Genomic DNA, 23,615 nt, shown 5'->3' on the forward strand with positions numbered 1-23,615 from the left:
AAAGCGGCGCGGGGAAGGCCGATATTGCAGCCATGGGCATTTTGCCCGCAATGGAGAAAGTGCAAGCCATGGCAAACTGGAACGACCCTCAGCCCTCGCAGACGGGCTTCGGCGCGTCTCCGAGCCTATCGGGTGCATTCGGCCGCGGCGAAGTGTTCGACGCCGGCCTGCGTCGCTACATGCTTTCGATCTACAACTACATGGCCTCGGGCGTGTTGCTCTCGGGCGTGGTCGCGCTGGTGTTCGCCACCAGCGGCATGGCCGCCGCCGTGTTCGGCACCCCGCTGCGCTGGGTGGTCGCGCTTGCGCCGCTCGCGTTCGTCATGGTCATGAGCTTTGGCATCAACCGCATTTCCACCGGCACGCTCAAGGCGCTGTTCTGGGCGTTCAGCGTGACGATGGGCCTGTCGCTCTCGTCGATCTTCTTCGTCTATACCGGCGCATCGATCGCGGCGACGTTCTTTGCCACCGCCGGCGCCTTTGCGGGGCTTAGCCTGTTTGGCTATACCACGCGCAAGAGCCTGTCGGGCATGGGCACGTTCCTGATCATGGGCCTGTTCGGCCTGATCATCGCCTCGGTGATCAACCTGTTCCTGGCGTCGCCTGGCCTGGCCTGGGGCATCAGCTTCCTGGGCGTGCTGATCTTTGCGGGTCTTACCGCCTATGACACGCAGCGCCTTAAGGAACAGTATGCCTATGTCGCTGGCACGGCGATGATGGACAAGGTCGTGGTGATGGGCGCGCTGACGCTGTACCTCGATTTCATCAACATGTTCACCTCGCTTTTGCAACTGATGGGCGATCGTCGCTGATCGTGCCATTGCCTGCCGCGGTGGGCATAGGTTAGATTACGTGCCCGGCAACCTTTTCGGTTGTCGGGCATTTTCCTTTCCGGGAAAGCAGGTTACCAAATTCAGTCAGCTTTCAGAAAGGTTTGGCGCTTCACCACAAGCGCCGTTCACGTGATCCGGGGTCTGCCATGGTGGGAATGTTGCGCACCAGCGCCAAAAACAGTGTTGAAAATCAAAGGGGGGAAATGGCCATGTTGCACCAAAGCCGGACACGGATCTGCGCCTACGCGCTGACCGCCGTGCTGGGCGTGGCCCTGGCCGGCTGCGCTGCCAAGGCGCCGCCACCGCCCCCTCCGCCGCCGCCCCCGCCGCCCAAGGTCGTGATCGTGCCGGCGCGGCCAACGCCGCCCAACGGTGCCAGCGCCAATCTTACCGTGCCGCCGCTGGCGGCCACGGGCTTGCGCGAGTCGGTCAACCGCAACATCACCCCGGCGCAGATGGTGTGGAACCTGCGTTCGGCCTATAACGTCGCCGCGCTCAATTGCGCTGGCCCGCGCCATGCCGATCTGCTGCCGCTCTATCGCACATTCCTGAAATCCCAGGCCAAGATGCTGGACAAGGCCAACAAGACGGTGGACCAGGAATTCAAGGCCAAGTTCGGCGCGCAGTTTATCGCCCCGCGCGAACAGTACATGACCGCAGTCTACAACCACTTCGCCCTGCCGCCCACGATGAACGATTTCTGCGATGCGACGCTCGCCGTGGCGCGTGACGCGGCCACGCTGCCCCCGGCAGAACTGGAAGCGTTCGCCGTGCGCAGCCTGCCCAATATCGAGATCGTGTTCGACGCATTCTATCGCCGCTATGATCAGTACCGCACCGATCTGGCGATCTGGCGGGCGCAATATGGCAATGCCGAGCCCGGCACCCGGTTGGTGATTCCGGTGGTGGCAAGCGAGGGGACCAATCTGGGCGCCAGCCCGGCTCCGGCCACTGGCGCGCTCTAAAAAAAGATCGAAATTTGCTCTTGGCGCCGCCATGCCTCTGCGCTAATGGCGGCGCTCCCGAAGCGAGGGACGCCTTGGCATCCCCGCTGTGGAAGATACTGGAACGGGGCCGTAGCTCAGCTGGGAGAGCGCGTCGTTCGCAATGACGAGGTCAGGGGTTCGATCCCCCTCGGCTCCACCAGTATGAAATTGAACGGATCGGTTCCATTTCCGGTCCCCATGCTCGCCAGCCTGCAGCCAGCCTGAATTCCGACGCGCCATCAGCCGACGGGCCGGGTGGGCAAAGCGGGCCTTGGCGCAATCGGCGTTTGCTGAAAAGGCACGCCGGCGGCGCCATTTCAGGACTGCCGGATTTAAACGCCATGCATTTTCTCGACCAGGCCAAGATCTTCATCCGCTCGGGGCAGGGTGGCCCCGGTGCGGTCAGCTTCCGCCGCGAGAAATACGTCGAATACGGCGGCCCTGATGGTGGCGATGGCGGCAAGGGTGGCGACATCGTTTTCGAGGCGGTGACCGGGCTCAACACCCTGATCGACTTCCGCTATACCCAGCATTTCAAAGCCCAGCGCGGCCATGGCGGCGCGGGCAAGAACCGCACCGGCGCGGGCGGCAACGATCTGGTGATCAAAGTGCCGGTGGGCACGCAAGTGCTGGACGACGAACGCGAAAACGTGCTGCTCGATCTTACCGAGCCGGGGCAGCGCGTGGTGCTGCTGCGCGGCGGCGATGGCGGGCGCGGCAATCTCTCGTTCAAATCGTCCACCAACCGCGCCCCGCGCCAGTGCGGGCCGGGCTGGCCGGGCGACGAAATGTACGTGTGGCTGCGGCTCAAGCTGCTGGCCGATGCCGGCCTGGTTGGCCTGCCCAACGCGGGCAAATCCACGTTCATCAACCAGATCACCAACACCAAGGCCAAGGTGGGCGATTATGCGTTCACCACCACGCGCCCGCAACTGGGCGTGGTGCGTCATCGCGCGCGTGAATTCGTGCTGGCCGACATTCCCGGCCTGATCGCGGGCGCGGCCGAAGGGGCAGGGATCGGGGACCGCTTCCTGGGCCATATCGAGCGCTGCCGCGTGCTGATCCACCTGATCGACATCCACGGCACCGATCCGGCCGAAGCGTTGCAGATCGTGGAGGACGAACTCGAAGCCTATGGCGCCGGCTTGGAAGACAAGCCGCGCCTGGTGGCGCTCAACAAGATCGACCTGGTCGATGCCGAACTGGTGCGCGCGTTCTCGCGCGAGTTGATCGAAGCGGGCGCAACGCGGGTGTTCCCAATTTCGGGCGCGACGGGCAAGGGCATGGACGACCTGCTCGACGCCGTGCTCGACCATCTGCCCGCCGCCACCTCGACCGAGCGCCCCTCGGGCGAAGTGGAAGACGCGGCCGACGCCAAGCCCTGGTCCCCGATCTGATTTTATCGGGGTTGGGGGTGGTGCGGGGCCTGGCGCAAGCTGATCCACATGCCCGCGCCCAACCGTGTCACAATTCCTTCAAGCGCCCTTCACCTGCCGGGGCATTTGGCCTAAGCCGCGCCGATCATGCGCATTCGCCAGCTTTCCCATCTCGCCGATCCTGCCCTTTGCCCCCGCCTTGTGATCAAGGTCGGCTCGGCTTTGCTGGTGGGCAAGGATGGGCAGCCGCGCCGCGAATGGTTGACCGCGCTGGTGGCCGAGATTGCTGCCGCCCGTGCCGCCGGGCAGCAGGTGATCGTGGTATCTTCGGGCGCCATCGCGCTGGGCGCGCGCAAGCTGGGCCTGTCCAAGGGCGGGCGGGGCAGCCTGGCCGATGCCCAGGCCAGTGCCTCTGTCGGGCAGATCGCGCTGGCGGGGCTGTGGGCCGAACTGCTGGCCGGCCACGGCATCACCGCCGCGCAGATCCTGCTGACGCTGGAAGACCTGGAAGACCGCCGCCGTTATCTCAATGTCACGGCCACGCTGGGCCGGCTGCTGGCCGCTGGCGCAGTGCCGGTGATCAACGAAAACGATTCGGTGGCGACCCAGGAAATCCGCTTTGGCGACAACGATCGGCTGGCGGCGCGGGTAGGCCAGGCCGCTGCCGCGCAGGGCGTGCTGCTGCTGTCCGACATCGACGGGCTCTATGATCGCGATCCGCGCCTGCCCGATGCGGTGCGCATTCCCGTGGTGCAGGGCGTGACGCCCGAAATCCACGCCATGGCCACGGGCGGTTCCTCGTCCGGCTTGGGTTCGGGCGGCATGACGTCGAAATTGCAGGCGGCCGAGATTGCCGAAATGGCTGGCATGGCGCTGGCAATCATTGACGGGCAGCCGGTTTCGCCGATTGCCGCTGCGTTTGGCACCACGCGTGGCACGCTGTTCCTGCCGCGCCGCCGCCACACTGCGCGCAAGGCCTGGTTGGGTGGGCGGCTGCGCATGCGCGGGACGGTGACGGTCGATGCGGGTGCCGCGGCGGCTTTGGCGCGGGGATCGAGCCTGCTCGCTGCCGGGGTCACGGGCATTGCCGGCGATTTCGCCCGTGGCGATGTGGTGGCCGTGCTGGGCCCCGATGGGCAAACCCTGGCGCGCGGGTTGGCGGAATACGATGCGGCCGAGGCGGCGCGGCTGCTGGGCCATCCGTCTTCCGCCCATGAAGCAATCCTGGGCTATGCCCCGCGCTCGGCGCTGATCCATCGGGACCAGATGGTGCTGTTGTGAGGGGCCGCACATGATGGCCCTGCGCCAAAGGCCCGGCGAATTGCTGGCGATCACCGGGGCCACCGGCTTTGTTGGCCAGGCGGTGCTGGAACAGGCCGCGCGCTGCGGGATCGACGTGCGCGCGCTGACCCGCCGCCCGCAGCCGGCGCGTGATGGCGTGGAATGGGTGATGGGCGATCTGCACGATAGCGCGGCGCTCAAGCGGCTGGTGCGAGGCGCGGGTGTGGTGCTGCATATTGCCGGGGTGGTGAACGCGCCCGACGAAGCAGGCTTTCACGCCGGCAACGTGTCGGGCACGCTCAATGTGGTCAACGCCGCGCTCGCGGGCGGGGTGGAGCGGTTCATCCACGTCTCCTCGCTTTCGGCGCGCGAGCCACAGCTTTCGGTCTATGGTGCCAGCAAGCGCAAGGGCGAGATGATCGTGCGCGCGTCCAGCCTGGATTGGACCGTGGTGCGCCCGCCGGCAATCTATGGCCCGCGCGACACCGAGATGTTCGAGCTGTTCAAGCTGGCGCGCAAGGGGTTGGTGCCCCTGCCGCCCGAAGGGCGCGCTTCGATCATTCACGTCAGTGATCTGGCGCGGCTGCTGCTGGCCCTCGTGCCCGGTGGCGAAGACGTAACGAGCCAGACATTCGAGCCCGACGATGGCGTGCCCGGCGGCTGGAGCCATACCGACCTGGCCCGCGCCATCGGCTTGGCGGTGGGCAAGCGGGTCAAGCCGCTGCCCCTGCCGCGCGGCGTGCTGGAATGGGCCGCCAAGGCCGATCGCTGGGCCCGCAAGGACAAGGCCAAGCTCACGCTCGATCGCGTCGGCTATATGTGCCACCCCGATTGGACCGTGAGCGACGGCGCGCGGCCGCCCGCCAGCCTGTGGGAACCGCAGGTGGAAACCACGCTTGGCCTGCACGCGACCGCAGCGTGGTACAAGGAAGAGGGGTGGCTGTAAGGGGCAAGGCCGCGCCCGCCTGCGTCGTCCTTGCATTGTCGGCCCATCCGCGCGAGCCTGCGCGCAGGCCATGGCCGGAACGATCCTGATCTGGAGGAACGCCGCGCCAATCAGCGCCAACGCAGCTGCGCGGCAGGGGGTGATCGCGGACTGGCGCTGTCCCGCGGGCGCGCGATTGCGTTTTGCGGGCGGCGGCGCGTTTAACGTCCTGCTTCGGTTGCCCTGCAAGCCGTACGCAGGCCTTAGGCTTCGTCCAGCGATTTTCGCTTTGCCTCTGCCCAGCGCTTGCCTTCATCGCCACCCCACAACAGCCAGGCGATGAAGCCGGCGGAGGGATCATCGTTGCTGTCCCACTGGTGGCTTTGGCCACTCTTGTCGACGGCATGGCGCGCGAAATAGCTTGCCATCGCCTTGACGTCTTTTTCGGTGACGGTCCGGCGTTCGGCCAGCTGGTGCGCGCGCTTGACGCCCACGTCCGTTCCGCCCCGGTTGAACTTTTCACGCAGCCTGAGGCCGCGCTTGGCGTTGGCCGCCATCTTGTGCGTGGGCGTGAAGCTCTGGGTCGCCATGCCTCACTCCTTGCTCAAGGCCTGGGGTTTGTGCGCCGCGCGCGCGCCTTCGTCGGTTTCGACGATTACCTGCGGGTTATCCGGCGATGCGGCAACCTTGTGGCCCTTGATCATGGTCTCGCTGGTGACCTTTTTCACGACCTTGCCGTGCGCGGTGCCGCCACTGCTGTTCCATTTTACCTTGGTGCCTTTGCGGAGCGTTTCGGCCATGGTCGTTTCCTCTTGCTATGCAATCGAAAACGAGACGTGACCCAGGCCGTTCCCAGGCGGCTGTGGGGTAACGCGGCAGTGCCCGCTATTAGCCTGCGGTCAGGGCCCGTCCCGCCTCGTGCGGCAGCCGTAGCGCGCTGATCAGGCCGCCCAGTGACAGGACCGCCATCGCGATGAACGCGAAGCGGTAATCCGCCCCGGCGCCCGCAAGGCCCAGCGTGCCGGCCAGGGCTTCACCCGCGTGCACGCTCATCGCTGCCGCAGTCACGCCAGCAGCGGCGCCCAGTTGCAGGATGGTGTTGAAGAGGCCGTTGGCGTCACCCATCGCGGCGGAATCCACATCGGCGAACGCGAGGGTGGAGAGGGTGGAGAACTGGAGCGAGCGCCCCAGGCCGTTGACATAGAGCAGCACGGCCACCAGCGGCGCAGGGGAGTGGGGGCCGATCGCCGCAAGTGAAACCAGCGAAGCGGCGCACAGGACACCGTTGACGATCAGCACGGGGCGGTGGCCAAAGCGGCGCAGGATGCGTTCCACCATGGCTTTCATCGTGATGTCCCCGGCAAACAGCGCCACCACGAACAGGCCGGCGTGCACCGCGCCAAATCCGAAGCCGGCCTGCATCATCAGCGGCAGCAGGAACGGAACCGCGCCGATCGCCATGCGGGTGAGCGTGCCGCCGCTGACGGCCGCGCGGAACGATGGCGTCCTGAGCGCGGCCAGATCGAGCAACGGATTGGCGCAGCGCCGCAAGTGGGCCATGGTGACAGCAAGCACGGCAAGACCGGCGGCGACAAGGCCCAGGCCCAGCGCGTCGATGCGGCGCGCGCTGTGTTCGAAGCCGATCTGCAGGGCAAACACGCCCACGGCGGTGAGGGCAAAGCCCGTCCAGTCGAACCGGCGGCGTTCACCACGCACATCGGGGATCAGCCACAGCGCCGCGGCCAGCGCCACGATGCCCAGCGGCACGTTGAAATAGAAGATCCAGCGCCAGCCAAGGTGTTCGGTGATGAAGCCGCCCACCGGCGGGCCGACCACGGGGGCAAACAGCGCGGGCCAGATGAGCGCAGACAGCGTTGCGATCAACTGGTCGCGCGGGGTGTGGCGCATCACCACCAGCCGCCCAACCGGGGTCATCATGGCGCCGCCAACGCCCTGGAACACGCGCAGGGCAACGAATTCAGGCACCGATTGCGCCTGGCCGCACAGTGCCGAAGCCAGGGTGAAGATGGCGATCGCGGTGACGAAGACGCGGCGCGAGCCGAAACGGTCTGCCAGCCAGCTGCTCGCCGGGATCAGCACGCCCAGCGCGAGCAGATAGGCCGAGATGCCGATATCGAGCGCCACCGCCGTGGTGCGGAAGGTCTGTGCCATCGACGGCAGGGCGGTGGTAAGGATGGTGCCGTCGAGAATTTCCATGAACAGCGCGCCGGTGACCAGCCACATGATCAGGCGGCGGCGCAGCGGGGTGATCTCTTCGGTCAAGGGCGGGGCTTTCCTGGCGGGGGGCTGCGCCGGCCTTGGCCAAAGCGAGGCGCGGGATCAAGCCCGGCGCAACGATGAAATTTATCGTTGCGGTTATTGCGGTTTGATCAAAACACCGGTTCGTAGCCGGGGGGGAGTTCGCCCCCACCTTTGCTCTCGTCGTCGTCCTTGGCGCCGGGCACGTGGATGCCGCATTCGGTCTTGTCCCAGCCTTTCCAACGGCCCGAGCGCGGGTCTTCGCCCGGCGCCACCTTGCTGGTGCAGGGGGCGCAGCCGATCGACGGATAGCCCTGGGCCACCAGCGGGTGATGTGGCAGGCCATGGACGGTGAAATAGGCTTCCAGCGCGTCCTTGGTCCAGCTGGCGAGCGGATTGATCTTGAGGCGGCCGGCCGCATCGCTGCTGTCCAGCTCGAACCGGGGCAGGCCGGCGCGGGTCGACGACTGGAAGCCCTTACGCCCGGTGATCGTGGCATCCAGCCCGGTCAGGGCCTTGGCCAGCGGCACCACCTTGCGGATTTCGCAGCAGCCATCCGGGTCCCAAGACCAGCGCAGGCCGGCTTCGTCCTTTTTCGCGATCACCGCGGCATCGGGTTCGAGCACGACGAGATTGGTCAGCCCAAGCTGCGCCACCAGGGCATCGCGATAGGCCAGCGTCTCGGGGAAATGCTTGTGCGTATCGAGGAAAAGCACGGGCGTGGCCGGATCGACCTGGGCCACCAGGTGGAGCAGCACCGCACTTTCCGCGCCGAAGCTGGAGACGACGGCCACCCGGCCGGCAAGCCCTTCACCCAGCACCGCCGCCAGCATTTCTTGCGTGCTGGCCTGCGCAAACCGCGCGTTGAGCGCGGCCACGTCATCCGCGGTAAAGCGCGGCGCGGTGTCGAGGATGTCGGGCGTGCGGGCGGGGCTGGCCATGGCTTCAGGCCCCCTGCTTGCCGTGGCGGGCGGCCCAGATCGGCGCGCGGCCATCGACGGTCTTCTGGTAGACTTCGCTCCAGGTGGCAAAGGCGGCTTCGGCCTGCTCTGCGCTGATCGGCTTTTCCGGCGCAAAGGAATCGAAGCCGCAGCGCCGCATGTGCGAAAGCTGGTCGACCAGCACATCGCCCACGGCGCGCAATTCGCCGGTATAGCCGCGTTCGCGCAAGCTGCGGGCGGCCGAATAGCCACGCCCGTCGGCATAGTTGGGGAAGTTCACTTCGATCAGCGCAATGCGATCGAGGTAGGGCAGCAAGGCCAGGGCATCGTCGCCCGGTTCGATCCGCACGGCCGTGGCATTGCCTTGCGCGGCAAAGGAATCGACGGTCACGGCCGGATCGCCCACCGGCTCGTCATCGCGATAGCGCAGGACGGACTCAACCATAGATCGCCTCCTTGAACGGGGCCATGCCGATGCGGCGATAGGTATCGAGGAAGCGTTCCCCGGCATCGCGGCGGGCGAGATAGACGTCGGTCACCTTTTCGATGGCATCGACCACGCCGTCTTCGGAAAAGCCCGGCCCAGTGATGGTGCCGAGCGAGGTATCGGCGCTTTCCGCCCCGCCGAGCAAAAGCTGGTAGTTTTCAACGCCCTTGCGGTCCACGCCGAGGATGCCGATGTGGCCGGCGTGGTGGTGCCCACAGGCGTTGATGCAGCCCGAAATCTTGAGCTTCAGCTCACCCAGTTCGCGCTGGCGGCCAACGTCGGCAAAGCGATCGGTGATCTTCTGCGCCAGGGGGATCGAGCGGGCATTGGCGAGCGCGCAGTAATCCAGGCCCGGGCAGGCGATGATGTCGGTGATCAGGTCGAGGTTGGGCGTGGCGAGGCCTGCTGCATCAAGCGCCTGCCAGACGCGATAGAGATCGGCTTTCTTCACGTGGGGCAGCACGATGTTCTGCGCGTGGCTGACGCGCAGTTCATCGAGGCTGTGGTCGCGCGCCAGATCGGCCATCAGGCGGATCTGGTCGGCGCTGGCGTCACCGGGAATGCCACCGGTGGGCTTGAGGCTGATGGTAACGATGGCATAGCCCGGCTGCTTGTGGGCGTGGACGTTCTGATCCACCCACAGCGCGAAATCGGGATCGCTGAGGTCCAGATCGTCAGGCAGGCCGCTTTCCAGGCCGGGATCGGCAAACATCGCCTTGATGCGCTCCAGTTCCTCTGGCGGCGGTTCGAGGCCCTGGGTGAGGATGTGGGCGAATTCTTCCTGCACCTGGCGGCTGTATTCGGCCACGCCGATTTCATGGACGAGGATCTTGATCCGCGCCTTGTACTTGTTGTCGCGCCGGCCGTGGCGGTTGTAGACGCGCAGGGCCGCTTCGAGGAAGCTGATCATCTGCAGCGCGGGCACGAATTCGGCAATGCACGGCGCGATCATCGGGGTGCGGCCCATGCCGCCGCCGGCAAAGAACTTGCAGCCGATTTCGCCCGCTTCGTTCTTCACGATCTGGATGCCGATGTCGTGCAGGCGCATGGCCGCGCGGTCGGTGTCGCTGGCGATGATCGCCACCTTGAACTTGCGCGGCAGGTAATCGAATTCCGGGTGGAACGTGGACCACTGGCGCAGCAGTTCGGCATAGGGGCGCGGATCGGCCACTTCGTCGGCGGCAGCGCCGGCAAAGTGATCCGACGTGGTGTTGCGGATGCAATTGCCGCTGGTCTGGATCGCGTGGAGCTGGACCTTGGCGAGGTCGGCCAGGATATCGGGGGCATCGGCCAGCTTGATCCAGTTGTACTGGATGTTCTGGCGCGTGGTGAAGTGGCCATAGCCGCGGTCGTACTTGTCGGCGATATCGCCCAGCACGCGCATCTGCGCGGAATTGAGCGTGCCATAGGGCACCGCAACGCGCAGCATATAGGCGTGGAGCTGCAGGTAGAGCCCGTTCTTGAGGCGCAGCGGCTTGAACTGGTCTTCGGTCAGTTCGCCCGAAAGGCGGCGCGCGACCTGGCCACGGAATTCGGCCACGCGGGCATCGACCATCGCCTGGTCGTGTTGATCGTATTGATACATCGTCAGATTACCCAGGTGCCGGCCTGCGGATCGGCAGGCTTGAGCGAAAGATCGAGGCGAACGGTGGGGCCAAGGGCGCGGATGCGATCCTTGATGTGTGCCGGGCGCACGGTGCCGTCCGGGCCGGCAAAGGCGTCGATCACATGGGTGTCGGTCACCACCTGCTTGGCGTTTTCGCGCGCGATGATGGCATCGGCATCGTGATCTACCGCCACGGCGTTGTCGACATGGCGCGACCAGCCTTCACCGGTCCACCAGATCACGTCGCCGGTGCGCAGATCGCTGCCGGTGATCACTTTGATCTTGTCCGTCACCGGGATCTTGTCGCTCATCGCGCGGCCTCCACCACCTGCTGCAATTCCATGATATCTCCCCGCGCGGTCACTTCGCCAATGACGATCAGTGCCGGGCTCTTGATATGTTCGCGTGCCACCAGATCGGCCAGGCCCGCCAGCGCGCCCCTTACCACGCGCATCTGCGGGCGCGAGGCATTTTCGATCACGGCCACCGGCATGGTCGGCGCCAGGCCATCGGCCATCAGCTTTTCGGCAATGGCGGCGGCCGTGGCCACGCCCATGTAAATCACCAGGGTGCGGCCAACGCCTGCCAGGCCCGCCCAGTTCTGATCCGACAGCCCCTTGCATTGCCCGGCCACGAATGAAACGATCGAGGCATTTTCGCGGTGGGTGAGGGGGATCTGCGCCGATGCCGCCGCGCCCAGTGCCGCGCTGACGCCGGGCACCACCTGCACGGGCACCCCGGCGGCATGGCAGGCTTCCGCCTCTTCCCCGCCCCGCCCGAAAATAAAGGGATCGCCGCCTTTCAGGCGCACCACATCGTGGCCGGCTTGCGCCTCTGCCACCAGCAGCGCGTTGATCGCCTCTTGCGGCATGGTGTGGCGGGCGCGTTGCTTGGCTACCGAGATGAACCGGGCACCGCGCGGCACCATCGCCAGGATGGCCGGATCGACCAGGCCATCATGAACCACCAGCCTTGCCTTCATCAGCAGGCGCGCGGCGCGCAAGGTCAGCAGATCGGGATCGCCGGGGCCGGCGCCGACCAGGAACACGGTTCCGCAAGGTGTGGGATCAGTCATGGTGGCGCATGTGGCCCCACCCAAGCCATCCTGCCAGCGAGAATGGATTGGGCAGGGGCTAGGCGAACTTTAGGGCGGCCCCGGCACGGCCGCTCGCGCCCGCAGCACGGCTTGTCGAACAGGATCAATTTCGCGGCAATGGGTTAACGCACCGCCGCGCCGCTGCAGTGGCGGCTATGCGCGGTTGCAGCGGTGCTGGGCGCGCCGCTGGCCCGGCGCAACTTAACCAATTTCCCCAAAGATTTGTTGATCTACGCACACCGATCATGGGCGCCAGGGTTCAATAAATCTCGGGCGGGCCGATCACCGAGGACCAATCATGCGTTTCTACCTCGCAACGTCTTTCATATTTCCGCGCTCCTTGCGGCTGCGGCTGTTCACGGTGTGCTTTGTCACCACGCACGTGCCATTGGCCAGCTATTGCGCTTGGGGCCTTGCCACAGGGCGCATCGAACTGGCCGAATTCGTGCTGTTGACGCTGGCCACCGTGATCGGCGCGATCATGGCCTTGCTGGGGATCGGTGCGCTGCTCGATCCGATCCATGCCCTGGCGCAAAGCCTCAACACCGCCGAGAATCCCGCGCTGCCGCCGGCAATGGATGTGATCCAGTCGCTCTATGCCGGCGTGCACCGCGCCGCCGTGTCCACCGGGGCACAGATCCAGGCGCTGGTGGTGGCGGCGCAGGAAGATGCGCTGACCGGCATTCTCAACCGGCGGGGTTTCCTGGATGAGATCGTCACGCTGATCAACGACGGGGTGCGCGGCTGCGTGGTGCTGCTCGACGTCGATTACTTCAAATCGGTCAACGACACCCTGGGCCATGACGAGGGCGACCGCATCCTGGGCGCGCTGGCGGCCTTGCTGTCGCGCCAGACACGCCGGGTGGACCTGGTCGCGCGCTGGGGCGGCGAGGAATTCGTGGTCTTCCTGCCCGGTTGCGTGGAGGAAGAGGCCAGCCGGATCATGGGCCGCATTGCCCAGGTCATGCGCCAGGCCCCGATCGGGCAGGTTGGCGGCCGGGCCATCACCTTTTCCGCCGGGATCAGCGCCTGTACCGATGGCGACGTGGCGGCCGCCGTCCTGCGCGCCGACGAAGCGCTCTATTGCGCCAAGGATCGTGGGCGCGACCAGGTGGTGTGCCATGCCACCCAGCGGGACGAGCAACTGGCCACGTTGCCACGGCCCTGAGTTCGCCCAATCCGGTATCATCCGCGACGAAACGAAGCGACGGAAAGCAGGCGTTGCGGCGTTCAACCCCATACCAGGCACAGGAAACACGCCTGGATCAATGGCAAGACGAGGTTGATATGAACAAGATCCTGCTGACAGCGGCCGTTGCGGTCGCTTCCCTTGCGGCAACGGCCCCGGCGCTGGCGCGCGATGGTTGTGGCGCGGGCTGGTATCGCGCCTGGGACGGCCGCTGCTATGCCATGGGGCGCACGGTCGTGGTCGAACGGCCGGTCTATGGCTACGGCTATGGCTATTATCGTGGCTGGCATGGCTATGGGCCGCGCTATCACGAATGGCATCGCGGCTGGCGCTATCGGTGATCGCCATGGCGGGCAGGGGCGGGGGCCGCCCCTGTCACGGCCTAGCTGCGTCATAGCCTGGCCGGATCGTTGACAGCGCGCCTTGCAGCCTCGCATTCTGCACCATCTTGACCGAACGGCGGGCCTTGGGCATAGCGCGGCCAAGGCGATGGATTTCCGCCGGGCCTTTGGCCGAACCGCCCGCCACGCCGCAAGGCGCCAGGGCTGATGATTCCTACCTGAAACCAGTGGCCCCATGATGGTTCATGCCGGCCCGTGCAACAGGAGGAATCGTGCGCGCATTTTTCACCCGTTCTCCCGTCTTGATGACCCGCCTTCGCTTTGTGCTGGCGCTGCTTGCCATGGCCCTGGCGGTGGGGACGGCCTGCGCGGGTTTTTTGTGGGCGCTGGACGCGGCCACGCGGACACGCTTTGCCGCGCCCTGGCTGCTCTATGGCCTGCCGCTGTGCGGGGTGGGCGTGGCCTGGCTCTATCGCCGGTTCGGGGCGCGGGCCGAAGGCGGCAATAACCTGATCCTGGACGAAATTCACGAGCCGGGCGGCGGCGTGCCCCTGGCCATGGCGCCACTGGTGGTGATCGGCACGGTGGCGACGCACCTGTTCGGTGGATCGGCCGGGCGCGAAGGGACGGCGGTGCAACTGGGCGGCAGCCTGGCGCACGGGCTGGTCGATCGGCTGGCGCTGACGGGCAAGGCGCGGCGCCTGCTGTTGATGGGCGGCGTGGCCGCCGGCTTTGGTGCGGTGTTCGGCACCCCGCTGGCCGGTGCGGTGTTCGCGATCGAGGTGCTGGCGCTCGGCGGGTTGGACCTGGCCGCGCTGGTGCCGTGCCTGGCGGCGGCGCTGGCCGGCGATTTCGCCTGCCGCCTGTGGGGCGCGCATCACACACCCTATCCACACGTCGATTTGCCGCTGACCGAGCCGCTGGCCAATCTGGCCGGCTTTGCCACGCTCTTGGCCAAGGCCGCACTGGTGGGCGTGGTCAGCGGCGCCGTGGCGCGCCTGTTTGCCGAGGCGAACCATGGTTTTGCTGACCTGTACAAGCGCTTTGTGGCCAATCCGCTCTGGCGCCCGGCAATCGGCGGGGCTCTGGTGATTGGCCTGACCTTTGCGTTCGGCACGCAGGACTATCTTGGCCTTGGCGTGCTCTCGGCCCATCCGGGTGCACCGACCCTGCCGGGTTTCTTCCTGGCGCCGCCCGATCGCTGGAGCTGGCTGATCAAGCTGGTCTTTACCGTGGCGACCTTGAGCGCCGGGTTCAAGGGCGGCGAAGTGACGCCGCTGTTCTTCATCGGTGCAGGGCTTGGTTCCGCCCTGGCGCCCGTGGTTGGGCTGCCGGTGCCGTTGATGGCCGCGATGGGCATGATCGCGCTGTTCGGCGCGGCGGCGAATACCCCGGTCGCCTGCGCGGTGATGGGGCTGGAACTGTTCGGCATCGATGCGGCGCCGGCGCTGATCGTGTCTTGCGTCAGCGCCTATCTCGCCTCGGGCCACGGCGGCATCTATCTTTCGCAGCGGATCGCCCGGCCCAAGTGGCCACGTCGCAGCGGCGGCGCATCACTGCGGGCCGTGCGCCGCGTCTGGCTGTGACGACGGCGCCGGTTCAAGCAATGCCCGCAGCGCGGCGGTATCGCGCAGGCGCACGTCCGATTGCGGAAAGGGCACTTCCACGTTGTGCTGCTGGAACAGTCGCCACAACGCGCGCAACACCTGGCTGCGCACGTTGGCCGTGCCTTCTTCGGGATCTTCGATCGTCACATAGATCGCCATCTCGATCCCGTTGACGCCGAGCGCCGTGACCACGACCGATGGCCCCGGTTCGGCCAGCACGCGCGGCGCGGCGCGGGCGGCCTCCAGCATCAGTTTTTCGGCCAGGTCGATATCGGTGCCATAGGCCACGCTGATCGGGATGGTCAGCACGATCTGGGTGTTGGAGTACGACCAGTTTTCGACCTGGGTCGTCATCAGGATTTCGTTGGGAATCAGGTATTCACGATGATCGCGCGTGGCCACCGAAACCGCCCGGATGCCGATCTTGCGCACCTGGCCCACGGTGTTGCCCTTGCCATCGTTGATGGCGATCACGTCACCGGGCTTGATCGAACGGTCCATCAACAGGATCAGCCCGGCAATCAGGTTGCCGAAGGTCTTTTGCAGGCCAAAGCCGATGGCGAGGCCAAAGGCGCCGGAAAAGACCGTGAGCGCTGTAAAATTGATGCCGAGCAGGTCGATGCCCATGAAGAACGCCAACGCCCAGACCATGAGCGAGACGATCTTTTCCCCCAGCACCTGCTGGGTGGAATCGAGACTGGTGGCGCGGGCAAAGAAATAGCGCGCCAGCTTGCTGCCCAGGCGGGCGAGCATGAACATGGCCACGACCACCAGCACCATCTTGGCGGCGTTGAACACCGAGATGTGGTAATGGCCGATATCGAAGCCCAGATCGTCGAGCGACTGGAGGAAATCGTTTACCTGGTGGTGCGCCTTGCGGCTCATCCAGCTCATTGTGCGGCAGCCCAGGCGGCCAGGGCCTGTTCCAGATCGGCGATCAGGTCGCCCGCGTCTTCCAGACCGATGGCCAGGCGCACGCCAAAGCGATCTGCGCTGTCCATGTCGGGACGCGGCCAGGGGCTGGCCGTGCGGATCGCCGCGGGATCGACCGGGGTGGCCAGGCTTTCGAACCCGCCAAAGCTGTAGCCGATGCCGAACAAGGTGAGCGCATCGATCAGGGCATCGCGCGCCTTGGCCGTGCCGCCCTTGAGCACGAAGCTGAACAGGCCGCACCCGCCGGTGAAATCGCGCCGCCAATATTCATGGCCCGGCGATCCCGGCAGCATCGGGCACAGCACGCGCGCCACTTCGGGCCGCGTGGCCAGCCATTGCGCCACGCTGAGCGCACCCGCCGTTGCCGCTTCCAGCCGCAGGCCCATGGTGCGCAGGCCGCGCAGCATCATCGCCGCATCGTCGGGCGAAACCACCAGGCCCAGGTTCTGGCTGCGCAGCCGCAGCTTGCCATACCAGGGGGCCGCGGCGGTGGCGCTGCCCATAACCACGTCGGAATGGCCGCTGACGTGCTTGGTCAGCGATGCAATGCTGATATCGGCGCCATGGGTCAGCGGGGCAAAGCCGAGAGGCGAAGCCCAGGTGTTGTCCACCAGGACGGTGAGGCCCTGCGCCTTGGCCGCGCCGATCAGGGCGGGCATGTCGGGCACTTCCATCGTCAGGCTGCCCGGCGCTTCCAGCAGCACGGCTGCAGCGCCGGGGCACAGCGCGGTGAACGCTGTGGTGTCCATCGGATCGAACCAGATCGTCTTCACCCCGAAATCGGCCAGCAGCCCACGCGCCATGGCGCGGCTGGGTTCATAGGCATTGTCGGTGAGCAGCAGGGTGTCGCCGGGACGCAGCACGGTGAGCAGCGCGCCGGCAATCGCGCTGACGCCGGAGGGGTAAAGCACGGTGCCGCCGTCTTGCGCGCCCGGTTCCAGTTCGGTCAGCGCTTCGGCAAGCGCCCATTGCGTGGGCGCGCCGCGCCGGCCGTAATAGAAATGCCCGTCGGCATTGCCGGGATGGCTGCGCAGCGCGGCCATGTCCGGGTAAAGGTGCGTGCTCGCGCGCCAGACCGGCGGGTTGACGACGGCGCCGGGATGGCCGGCCGTGCCGGTCCATTCCGGACGGCGGCCAGCGGCAACGATTCGGGTGGCGGTTTGAAGCGGCCTGTCTTGCGGCGGCGTGTCGGAAGGGGCAGTCATGCCCGTGTGCAAAGCACAGTTGCGCTCGATCCGAAAGCCTGCATACCGCTGCGTCAATCTACCAGGCAGGTGGCCGGGCCGGTTTCCTTGGGGGTGGCGGGATCGGCGCCCCATTCGCTCCAGCTGCCATCGTAAAGTGCAACGTCGCTTTTGCCGAGCAGGTGCAGGGCAAAGATCACGACATTGGCCGTCATTCCCGAACCGCAGCTGGCGATGACCGGCCGGCCGAGATCAACCCCGGCATCGGCAAAGGCGGCGCGCAGGCCTTCGGGCTTTTTCCAGGTGCCATCGGGGGCAAACAGGCTGGCATAAGGCACGTTGCGCGCGCCCGGGATGTGGCCGCTGGCCAGCGCAGGGTTGGTTTCCTTGACCTCGCCGGTAAAGCGCCCGGCGCCGCGCGCATCGACCAGTTGTTCGGCATGGCTGGCCAGGTTGGCCATGACCTGGTCCTTGGAACGCAGCGCACGCAGGTCGCTCCAGGCGGTGAAATGGCGGTGGCGCAGGGTTTCGCGCCCTTGGGCACAGGGCCGCCCTTCGGCTTTCCACTTGGCGATCCCGCCATCGAGCAAGGCCACGTTCTGCGCGCCGAACAGCGTGAGCAGGAACCACGCGCGGGTCGACGACTTGATCGGGCTGTCATCGTAAAGCACGATCCGGCTGCCGTCGCCCAGGCCCAGGCTTTGCATCCGGCTGGCGAATTTTTCCGCCGGTGGCAGCGTGTTGGGCAGGCCGGTGGCGCTGTCTACCAGGTTGCCCAGATCCATGAAGACCGTGCCGGGAATATGGCACGCTTCATATTCCAGCGCGGGATCGCGCCGGTGTTCGGGCAAAAAGCAACTGGCATCAACGATGCGCAGATCGCTCGCACCCATCTCGTTGGCGAGCCATTGGGTGGAGACCAGCGGTTCCATGAATTTCTCCTGCCTGCGTGCGACCCGTCTGGCGCGGGTTCATTTTGGTGACCGAACTTAAAGCCCAAGCGCGGTGGCGTCGATTGCAAAAATGGCCAATCGACGTGTGCCGTTTCGGCATTACAACGCCGGCAGCGGCATCGCGCGCTGGTCGAGCGCGTCGAACACGCGTGGACCCTGGTCCAGGCGGAAAGGTTGCAGCCGCGCCGCCTGATCGCCTGGGGCGGCGGGTTGGCCCACCAGGAACGCACCGTGGGCGTGCTGCGCGCCGCCATCGTCGGCCTTGGTCGCCCAAACGCTGGCGCGCACGATCGGCACGAACAATTGCGCCGCGCCAGCGCGAATCGTCAGGATGGATGACAGCGGCAGGCGCATTTCCGCAGCGACGGTAACGCTTTCGCCCGGTGCCAGTTGTTCCACCAGGCGCAGTGGCGGCAATTCGGGCCCGGCCAGGCCCAGCTGTTCGTCCATCGGGCGCGAGGCATGGGCCGAGGTCATGTCTCCCGACAGCGCAAGGTCGATCAGCGGCGCGGCGCCATGGTTGGTCAGCACGAGCCGGCAGGACAGCGTGGCGTTGACCAGCGTGGCACTCAGCCGATCGGCCAAGAGGGCCAGTTCAAGACCTGGTGCGGCCTGATCGGCCTGCGGCGATACGGGCAGGGGTTGCGGGGCCGGTGAAGGGGTGGGCGCGGGCTTGGGCACGGGGGGCTTGGGTGCCGGCCGGGGCGCCGGCACCGGGGCGGGCGTGGGCTGCGCTTGCACCGTGGTGGCGCGGCGGCGGCGCAGCGCCAGCACGGCGATGATCACGGCAAGCGCGCCAAGGCCGGCGGCCCAGGGCCACCATGCCGTGGTGGCGCCATCGCTGGTGGTGGCGGGGACAAGCGGGGCGGGCGTTGCGCTGGTTTCGGGCGCCGGGGTGTCGGTGGCCGCTTCCGGCGCGGCGCTGGGTGATGGCTCGGGCACAGGCGATAGGCTTGGCGTTGGCGTCGTTTCCGGCGCGGGCGTTGCCGATGCAGCGGGTGTGGTCACGGCTGCGGGCGCGGGCGCGGGCGGCTTGGGCTGCGCCGCCGGGCGGCGCGTGGGCGCGGTGCGGTTTGGCGTGCCTTGGGGCAGCACCACAGCCGGGGTGCCCGCCTGGGGCAGCGGCACGAGCGTGGACGCGGCAGGTGCTGACGGCTTGATCGCCGGGGCTGGCGTCGGCGAATTGAGCGTGGGCAGCGACGGCGTAGGCACTGCCGAGACGATGGGCTGCGTGGGTGCCGCCTGCGGGGTGGCCTGCGAAGCGGTCTGCGCCGATGCCATGGCCGGCATGGCCAGCAGAGTACCAGTGACCAGCAGGGTGCGGGTCGATGCAAGAAGGATGGAAATGCCGCGCATGGCCTGGCCTGAACTGCCTCGTCTCAAGATGTGTCGCCTCTATGGCATGATCGGGCCGTTGCCGCGCCCTCTCTGGCCGGATACGGCCGGAGGGCGTTGAATAGTGCCTGAATGGGCAGGCGCAAGCCGCCGGCTTGCCTGGCACGCGGGTTTCGGTGCATGGCGCGGCCCAAGAGAAAGGACTCCCCCGTCATGTCAGACCCCCATCACCCGGCTCCGCTGCACCTGGGGCAGAACAGCGCCTTGCCCGCTTCGCCCGAAGAAGCGGTGCTGGACTATGTGCCCAACCCGCGCGTGGGCTCGCTCTATCTGGTGCGCTTTGCCGCGCCGGAATTCACCTCGCTGTGCCCGGTGACCGGCCAGCCCGATTTTGCCCACCTGGTGATCGACTATGCACCGGGCGAGACCATCGTCGAATCCAAGTCGCTCAAGCTGTTCCTGGGCTCGTTCCGCAACCACAACGGCTTTCACGAAGACGTGACCGTGGGCATTGGCCAGCGGCTGTTCGATGAAATGAAGCCGCAATGGCTGCGAATCGGGGGCTATTGGTATCCGCGCGGGGGCATTCCCATCGACGTGTTCTGGCAATCGGCTACGCCGCCCGCCGGCCTGTGGCTGCCCGACCAGGGCGTGCCCGGCTATCGGGGCCGCGGTTGAGCAAATTTCCTGATTTCGTATCGATTTGGACAAAGGGGGCAGTTTGCCCCCTTTGTCTTGGGTGCTGGCGCCCGCCGGATTGGTTGCAAAAGATTAACCACGAGTTGCGCCGGGGATAGGGTGTTGCAACGCAGCATCCCTGTGAAATTCCTTAGGGCATTTACCATTGGTTAGGGGGATTTTGCCAAAAGAGCGGCGGGGTTACTCAAACAGGAGACTTGGACATGACCTTCTTCCGCAAGCTCATCAAGGACACCGAAGGCGCCACCGCCATCGAATACGGCCTGATCGCTGCTCTCATCGCCGTTGCCGCCATCACCGCCATGGGCGCGCTGGGCAACTCGCTCTCGGGCACCTTCAACCTCGTGTCGAACGACATGAACAACGCGCAGGACGGCCACCTCTAAGGCCTGATCCTGGCTTGATGGCCCAGGCCGCGCCGATGCGCTGGCCTGGGCTGTCCCAGGGCCTGCGACGATCCGTGCGGATCGGGGCGTGGGCCATCCACGGTAGAGGGAAAGGGAGCCAGCAATGGCTCCCTTTCTTTTTGTGCGGGTTGGTGCCCCAACCTGGAATTCCGGTTCCGCCGGAATTCCAGCAGCGATCACGGGCAGGGATCGGGCAGCACGGCGTGGACCGCCTCGATCGCGGCCAGCGCTTCGGGCGGCAGTGTCACGTCGGCGCTGGCAATGGCCAGCGATAACTGTTCCGGCGTGGTGGCGCCGATGATGTTGGCCGCCACGAACGGGCGGCTGTTGACATAAGCTAGCGCCAGGGTGGCCGGATCCAGGCCAAAGGCGTGCGCGATAGCGACATAGCGCGCGATCGCATCGTTGGCGTTGGGCGTGTTGTAGCGGGTGAACTGGTTGGCCACGTCGCGGCGCGAACCCTTGGGGATGACCCCACCCAGATACTTGCCGGTCAGGTTGCCGGCGCCCAGCGGCGAATAGGCCAGCAGCGGCACGCTTTCGCGCAAGGCCACTTCGGCCAGGCCGTTTTCAAACAGGCGATTGACCAGGTTGTAGGCATTCTGGATCGAGGCGATGCGCGGCAGGCCCTTGTCGCGGGAAAGGCGCAGGTATTCGCCCACGCCCCAGGGCGTTTCGTTGGATACGCCCACGTGGCGCACCTTGCCGGCCTTGACCAGTTCGCCCAGCGTATCGAGCGTTTCCTCAAGCGGGGTCAGGTCTTCGCGGTCTTGCACATGGGCAAGGCCGCGCGCGCCGAACATCGGCACGTGGCGTTCGGGCCAATGCACCTGGTAAAGGTCGACATAGTCGGTGCGCAGGCGGGCCAGGCTGCCGTCGATCGCGGCAAGGATGTTGCGCCGGTCCAGCTTGTTGTCGCCGCCGCGGAACTTGCGCACCATGTCGCGCGCGGGGCCGGCCACCTTGGTGGCCAGGATCACCTTGTCGCGCTTGCCCGGCTGGGCCAGCCAGGTGCCGATATATTCCTCGGTGCGGCCGATGGTGTCGTTGTGAAACGGCGTGACGGGATAGGCTTCGGCGGTGTCGATGAAATTGACGCCGTGATCGACGGCGTAGTCAAGTTGGGCGTGGGCTTCGCTTTCCGTGTTCTGCGAGCCGTAGGTCATCGTGCCCAGGCAGATCAGGCTGACATCAAGACCGGTCGTGCCAAGTTTGCGGGTTTGCAAGACAATGCTCCATCGTTGGGTGCCGCGCCTTCTTTGCCGGGGAATTGCGGAAAAGCACATGAGGATTTCTCATCGGCCGAAAGGCCAATGGGCAAGGGTTGAAATGCCTTGCAAATGGAAATGATGGAGCCAGATAAACCCGCCGCAAAGGGGGCCGTGCCGCACAAGCGCCGGCGCAGGCCCGCATCGCAATCATGCAGCCCAGCCGATGGAGAGGCAGTGCCGATGGCCGTTTTGCATCCCGTGTCCGATCCCGATCATGCCGCCCGCGTGCTCAGCGCGGTGCATTCCTCGCGCGCGGCGGTTTCGGCGGTGGCGGCGTCGTGGTGCCGCTCGGCCCTGCATCACGGGCTGGACCCGGCCGCGCCAGATGCTGCGGCAGAGCGGCTGAGTGGGACCGAACTCAACGCCTTGCGCGCCGCCAACGGCGAATTGCTGGCCGTGGCCGCGCCCGTGCTCGATCGGCTGTTCGGCAGCGTGGGGCTGGCCGGGGCCTGCGTGATGATCGCCGATACCGGCGGCGTGGTGCTGGATTGGCGCGCCGGCGATGCCGATGCCGCCCCGTTCGAGGATATGGGCCTGGCGCCGGGCGCGTCCTGGGCAGAGGCGGCGCAAGGCACCAATGGCATCGGCACGTGCCTGGTCGAAGGACGCGCGGTGACCATCCACCGTGACGAGCACTTTGCCAGCCGCAACGTGGGCGTAAGTTGCATGGATGCGCCGATTTTCGACGCCGAGGGGCGCCTGGTCGCCGCGCTCGACATCTCGTCCGCGCGGGGGGACCATGATCGCGCCATGGCCGCCTTGATCGCCGCGCTGGTGCAGGACGCGGCCCGGCATATCGAGCGCGACTTGTTCTGCCGCCGCTATGCCGATGCGCGCATCGTGCTGGCCGGCACCGATCCGGCCGCGCGCGGCCATGCCCTGCTGGCGGTGGACCGTGACGACCTGGTAATCGGCGCCACGCGCGCCGCGCGCCAGCATTTCCGCCTGGGTTCGGGCACGGCGATCAGCCCGCGCCCCTTGGGAGAGTTCCTGGGCGATGGCCAGCCAGCCTGCTTCGGCGATGGCGAACGCGCCGTGCTGCGCCAGGCCCTGGCCCGCGCGGGCGGCAACGTCAGCAGCGCGGCGCGCCTGCTCGGCATCGGCCGCGCCACGTTCTACCGTCGGATGGAGCGGGTGGGGCTGTCGCTGCGGCACTGATTCGCGCCGGCGCGGCCGCCATTTGCGCGGCCCGAAGCAAATTTTTTTGCCGGTGTGATGGGCGCAATGCAAAATGTGCAACTGGGCGCGGCGGGACAAAATGCCATATCGCGCGTGGGCATGCGGCGGCATAGGCCCGGCGCATGATCTCCTCACGCCTGATGATCGCCGCCCTTGCCGGGCTTTCGCTGTCTGCCTGCGGCGGAGACAAGACCCACGATGCGCGGCTGGCCAAGGCCGGTCCCAACCCCTCGCTCGCCGCGCTGATGCGCGTGGCCGATCCGCAGATCGGGGATCGCAAGGCCGCCTCGTGCAAGGCCTGCCACACCTTCGATGCCGGCGGCCCGGACATGGCCGGGCCGAACCTGCACGGCGCCTATGGCCAGCCCATGGGCCGCAACCGCCCCGCTTTCGGCTATTCCGCCGCGCTGCGCGATGCCGGCGGCAAATGGGACGATGCGACGCTCGATGCCTGGTTGAAAAATCCCCAGGCGGTGGTGCCGCGCACGGCGATGATGTTTGGGGGGATTTCCGACCCGCTCAACCGGGCGGATGTGATTGCCTATTTGCGGTCGCAGGGGCGCTGATCGACCGCTGCGTCGTCACCCTCGACTTGATCCGGGGTCCCGCTTGAATCCTAACTATACCTTATGATCATGGTGTGAGGCGGAAGCCTGGACCCTGAAAAAAGTTCAGGGTGAGGCGATTAGTGAGGATTACAGTGCCCCGTATTACTCGGTGTAGTGAA

The 23,615-nt window shown here is 66.6% G+C and carries 25 protein-coding genes, 1 tRNA gene and 1 riboswitch; of the genes, 13 read left to right on the forward strand and 13 right to left on the reverse strand.

The genetic code is table 11. The features are described from left to right. Positions 1-68 precede the first annotated feature (68 nt). The 6 genes from FHT19_RS17200 to FHT19_RS17225 all read left to right on the forward strand — a co-directional run bounded on the left by FHT19_RS17200 (position 69) and on the right by FHT19_RS17225 (position 5,422). A complete protein-coding gene (locus tag FHT19_RS17200) occupies positions 69-812 on the forward strand; it encodes a Bax inhibitor-1/YccA family protein (RefSeq protein ID WP_169476192.1) in 744 nt (247 codons plus the stop codon). Between the two features lie 224 nt (positions 813-1,036). Next, on the forward strand, positions 1,037-1,798 hold the full coding sequence (locus FHT19_RS17205) for a hypothetical protein (protein ID WP_169476054.1): 762 nt from the start codon (positions 1,037-1,039) through the stop codon (positions 1,796-1,798). 105 nt (positions 1,799-1,903) lie between these two features. After that, a tRNA-Ala gene (locus FHT19_RS17210) sits at positions 1,904-1,979 on the forward strand. Positions 1,980-2,160: 181 nt separating this feature from the next. Then, entirely contained in the window at positions 2,161-3,216 is a 1,056-nt protein-coding gene (obgE, locus tag FHT19_RS17215) for a GTPase ObgE (protein WP_169476056.1), read from the forward strand. A gap of 126 nt (positions 3,217-3,342) precedes the next feature. Further along, entirely contained in the window at positions 3,343-4,476 is a 1,134-nt protein-coding gene (gene proB, locus FHT19_RS17220; protein ID WP_169476058.1) for a glutamate 5-kinase, read from the forward strand. A 10-nt stretch (positions 4,477-4,486) separates the two neighbouring features. Further along, positions 4,487-5,422: an NAD(P)-dependent oxidoreductase gene (locus tag FHT19_RS17225; protein WP_169476059.1), complete on the forward strand. Its 936-nt coding sequence runs from the start codon at positions 4,487-4,489 to the stop codon at positions 5,420-5,422. Positions 5,423-5,664: 242 nt separating this feature from the next. Here FHT19_RS17225 and FHT19_RS17230 read toward each other — a convergent pair whose 3' ends face one another. The 8 genes from FHT19_RS17230 to cobA all read right to left on the reverse strand — a co-directional run bounded on the left by FHT19_RS17230 (position 5,665) and on the right by cobA (position 11,769). After that, complete coding sequence (locus FHT19_RS17230) at positions 5,665-5,991, reverse strand: hypothetical protein (RefSeq protein ID WP_169476061.1); 327 nt, start codon at positions 5,989-5,991, stop codon at positions 5,665-5,667. Between the two features lie 3 nt (positions 5,992-5,994). Further along, positions 5,995-6,201: a DUF2945 domain-containing protein gene (locus tag FHT19_RS17235; RefSeq protein ID WP_169476063.1), complete on the reverse strand. Its 207-nt coding sequence runs from the start codon at positions 6,199-6,201 to the stop codon at positions 5,995-5,997. An 88-nt stretch (positions 6,202-6,289) separates the two neighbouring features. Next, entirely contained in the window at positions 6,290-7,684 is a 1,395-nt protein-coding gene (locus tag FHT19_RS17240; RefSeq protein ID WP_211184991.1) for an MFS transporter, read from the reverse strand. Between the two features lie 107 nt (positions 7,685-7,791). Beyond that, positions 7,792-8,601, reverse strand: a complete 810-nt coding sequence (locus FHT19_RS17245) for a phosphoadenylyl-sulfate reductase (RefSeq protein ID WP_168556875.1) — start codon at positions 8,599-8,601, stop codon at positions 7,792-7,794. Positions 8,602-8,605: 4 nt separating this feature from the next. After that, positions 8,606-9,046: a DUF934 domain-containing protein gene (locus tag FHT19_RS17250; protein ID WP_168556876.1), complete on the reverse strand. Its 441-nt coding sequence runs from the start codon at positions 9,044-9,046 to the stop codon at positions 8,606-8,608. Continuing rightward, a complete protein-coding gene (locus FHT19_RS17255) occupies positions 9,039-10,673 on the reverse strand; it encodes a nitrite/sulfite reductase (protein ID WP_169476065.1) in 1,635 nt (544 codons plus the stop codon). Before FHT19_RS17255 ends, FHT19_RS17250 begins: the two co-directional genes overlap by 8 nt. A gap of 2 nt (positions 10,674-10,675) precedes the next feature. After that, positions 10,676-10,975 (reverse strand): DUF2849 domain-containing protein, encoded by a 300-nt coding sequence (locus tag FHT19_RS17260; RefSeq protein ID WP_168557013.1) that lies wholly within the window; start codon positions 10,973-10,975, stop codon positions 10,676-10,678. Between the two features lie 26 nt (positions 10,976-11,001). Continuing rightward, complete coding sequence (cobA, locus tag FHT19_RS17265; protein ID WP_168556878.1) at positions 11,002-11,769, reverse strand: uroporphyrinogen-III C-methyltransferase; 768 nt, start codon at positions 11,767-11,769, stop codon at positions 11,002-11,004. Between the two features lie 319 nt (positions 11,770-12,088). Between cobA and FHT19_RS17270 the strand changes: the two genes are divergently transcribed. The 3 genes from FHT19_RS17270 to FHT19_RS17280 all read left to right on the forward strand — a co-directional run bounded on the left by FHT19_RS17270 (position 12,089) and on the right by FHT19_RS17280 (position 14,906). Then, positions 12,089-12,958, forward strand: a complete 870-nt coding sequence (locus tag FHT19_RS17270) for a GGDEF domain-containing protein (RefSeq protein ID WP_169476067.1) — start codon at positions 12,089-12,091, stop codon at positions 12,956-12,958. Positions 12,959-13,077: 119 nt separating this feature from the next. After that, complete coding sequence (locus FHT19_RS17275; RefSeq protein WP_168556880.1) at positions 13,078-13,320, forward strand: hypothetical protein; 243 nt, start codon at positions 13,078-13,080, stop codon at positions 13,318-13,320. Between the two features lie 135 nt (positions 13,321-13,455). Beyond that, positions 13,456-13,544, forward strand: a riboswitch (Fluoride riboswitch). 81 nt (positions 13,545-13,625) lie between these two features. Then, a complete protein-coding gene (locus FHT19_RS17280) occupies positions 13,626-14,906 on the forward strand; it encodes a chloride channel protein (RefSeq protein WP_248290527.1) in 1,281 nt (426 codons plus the stop codon). On the opposite strand, the gene FHT19_RS17285 is transcribed toward FHT19_RS17280, so the two are convergent. The 4 genes from FHT19_RS17285 to FHT19_RS17300 all read right to left on the reverse strand — a co-directional run bounded on the left by FHT19_RS17285 (position 14,874) and on the right by FHT19_RS17300 (position 19,353). After that, positions 14,874-15,821 carry a mechanosensitive ion channel domain-containing protein gene (locus FHT19_RS17285; RefSeq protein WP_169476071.1) on the reverse strand — a complete coding sequence of 316 codons (948 nt, stop codon included), beginning with the start codon at positions 15,819-15,821 and terminating at the stop codon, positions 14,874-14,876. The genes FHT19_RS17280 and FHT19_RS17285 overlap by 33 nt on opposite strands. Beyond that, entirely contained in the window at positions 15,818-17,065 is a 1,248-nt protein-coding gene (gene metC, locus FHT19_RS17290; protein ID WP_169476073.1) for a cystathionine beta-lyase, read from the reverse strand. The genes FHT19_RS17285 and metC overlap by 4 nt, the downstream gene beginning before the upstream one ends. A 53-nt stretch (positions 17,066-17,118) precedes the next feature. Beyond that, positions 17,119-17,976: a 3-mercaptopyruvate sulfurtransferase gene (gene sseA, locus FHT19_RS17295; RefSeq protein ID WP_168556884.1), complete on the reverse strand. Its 858-nt coding sequence runs from the start codon at positions 17,974-17,976 to the stop codon at positions 17,119-17,121. 120 nt (positions 17,977-18,096) lie between these two features. Further along, the gene (locus FHT19_RS17300) at positions 18,097-19,353 is read right to left on the reverse strand and encodes a hypothetical protein (protein ID WP_169476075.1); all 1,257 of its coding nucleotides are present in this window, start codon (positions 19,351-19,353) and stop codon (positions 18,097-18,099) included. A gap of 192 nt (positions 19,354-19,545) precedes the next feature. On the opposite strand from FHT19_RS17300, the gene queF reads away from it, so the two are divergent. Together queF and FHT19_RS17310 are read left to right on the forward strand one after the other, a co-directional pair. Further along, the gene (gene queF, locus FHT19_RS17305) at positions 19,546-20,010 is read left to right on the forward strand and encodes a preQ(1) synthase (protein ID WP_168556886.1); all 465 of its coding nucleotides are present in this window, start codon (positions 19,546-19,548) and stop codon (positions 20,008-20,010) included. Between the two features lie 224 nt (positions 20,011-20,234). Next, entirely contained in the window at positions 20,235-20,417 is a 183-nt protein-coding gene (locus FHT19_RS17310) for a Flp family type IVb pilin (protein ID WP_168556887.1), read from the forward strand. A gap of 197 nt (positions 20,418-20,614) precedes the next feature. Here the strand turns inward: FHT19_RS17310 and FHT19_RS17315 are convergent, their stop codons facing one another. Beyond that, complete coding sequence (locus FHT19_RS17315; RefSeq protein WP_168556888.1) at positions 20,615-21,664, reverse strand: aldo/keto reductase; 1,050 nt, start codon at positions 21,662-21,664, stop codon at positions 20,615-20,617. Positions 21,665-21,889: 225 nt separating this feature from the next. Between FHT19_RS17315 and FHT19_RS17320 the strand changes: the two genes are divergently transcribed. Beyond that, on the forward strand, positions 21,890-22,867 hold the full coding sequence (locus FHT19_RS17320) for a GAF domain-containing protein (RefSeq protein ID WP_168556889.1): 978 nt from the start codon (positions 21,890-21,892) through the stop codon (positions 22,865-22,867). A gap of 143 nt (positions 22,868-23,010) precedes the next feature. Next, positions 23,011-23,454, forward strand: a complete 444-nt coding sequence (locus FHT19_RS17325) for a c-type cytochrome (RefSeq protein WP_248290528.1) — start codon at positions 23,011-23,013, stop codon at positions 23,452-23,454. Positions 23,455-23,615 lie beyond the last annotated feature (161 nt).

The organism is Novosphingobium sp. SG919 (genome assembly GCF_012932495.1).
Taxonomy (GTDB): domain Bacteria; phylum Pseudomonadota; class Alphaproteobacteria; order Sphingomonadales; family Sphingomonadaceae; genus Novosphingobium; species Novosphingobium rhizosphaerae.

Coding starts and splice junctions, on each gene's coding strand:
- FHT19_RS17200 (WP_169476192.1), top strand. CDS start 69: ATGGCAAACTGGAACGACCCTCAGCCCTCGCAGACGGGCTTCGGCGCG.
- FHT19_RS17205 (WP_169476054.1), top strand. CDS start 1,037: ATGGCCATGTTGCACCAAAGCCGGACACGGATCTGCGCCTACGCGCTG.
- obgE (WP_169476056.1), top strand. CDS start 2,161: ATGCATTTTCTCGACCAGGCCAAGATCTTCATCCGCTCGGGGCAGGGT.
- proB (WP_169476058.1), top strand. CDS start 3,343: ATGCGCATTCGCCAGCTTTCCCATCTCGCCGATCCTGCCCTTTGCCCC.
- FHT19_RS17225 (WP_169476059.1), top strand. CDS start 4,487: ATGATGGCCCTGCGCCAAAGGCCCGGCGAATTGCTGGCGATCACCGGG.
- FHT19_RS17230 (WP_169476061.1), bottom strand. CDS start 5,991: ATGGCGACCCAGAGCTTCACGCCCACGCACAAGATGGCGGCCAACGCC.
- FHT19_RS17235 (WP_169476063.1), bottom strand. CDS start 6,201: ATGGCCGAAACGCTCCGCAAAGGCACCAAGGTAAAATGGAACAGCAGT.
- FHT19_RS17245 (WP_168556875.1), bottom strand. CDS start 8,601: ATGGCCAGCCCCGCCCGCACGCCCGACATCCTCGACACCGCGCCGCGC.
- FHT19_RS17250 (WP_168556876.1), bottom strand. CDS start 9,046: ATGGTTGAGTCCGTCCTGCGCTATCGCGATGACGAGCCGGTGGGCGAT.
- FHT19_RS17255 (WP_169476065.1), bottom strand. CDS start 10,673: ATGTATCAATACGATCAACACGACCAGGCGATGGTCGATGCCCGCGTG.
- cobA (WP_168556878.1), bottom strand. CDS start 11,769: ATGACTGATCCCACACCTTGCGGAACCGTGTTCCTGGTCGGCGCCGGC.
- FHT19_RS17270 (WP_169476067.1), top strand. CDS start 12,089: ATGCGTTTCTACCTCGCAACGTCTTTCATATTTCCGCGCTCCTTGCGG.
- FHT19_RS17275 (WP_168556880.1), top strand. CDS start 13,078: ATGAACAAGATCCTGCTGACAGCGGCCGTTGCGGTCGCTTCCCTTGCG.
- FHT19_RS17280 (WP_248290527.1), top strand. CDS start 13,626: ATGACCCGCCTTCGCTTTGTGCTGGCGCTGCTTGCCATGGCCCTGGCG.
- FHT19_RS17285 (WP_169476071.1), bottom strand. CDS start 15,821: ATGAGCTGGATGAGCCGCAAGGCGCACCACCAGGTAAACGATTTCCTC.
- metC (WP_169476073.1), bottom strand. CDS start 17,065: ATGACTGCCCCTTCCGACACGCCGCCGCAAGACAGGCCGCTTCAAACC.
- sseA (WP_168556884.1), bottom strand. CDS start 17,976: ATGGAACCGCTGGTCTCCACCCAATGGCTCGCCAACGAGATGGGTGCG.
- FHT19_RS17300 (WP_169476075.1), bottom strand. CDS start 19,353: ATGCGCGGCATTTCCATCCTTCTTGCATCGACCCGCACCCTGCTGGTC.
- queF (WP_168556886.1), top strand. CDS start 19,546: ATGTCAGACCCCCATCACCCGGCTCCGCTGCACCTGGGGCAGAACAGC.
- FHT19_RS17310 (WP_168556887.1), top strand. CDS start 20,235: ATGACCTTCTTCCGCAAGCTCATCAAGGACACCGAAGGCGCCACCGCC.
- FHT19_RS17320 (WP_168556889.1), top strand. CDS start 21,890: ATGGCCGTTTTGCATCCCGTGTCCGATCCCGATCATGCCGCCCGCGTG.
- FHT19_RS17325 (WP_248290528.1), top strand. CDS start 23,011: ATGATCTCCTCACGCCTGATGATCGCCGCCCTTGCCGGGCTTTCGCTG.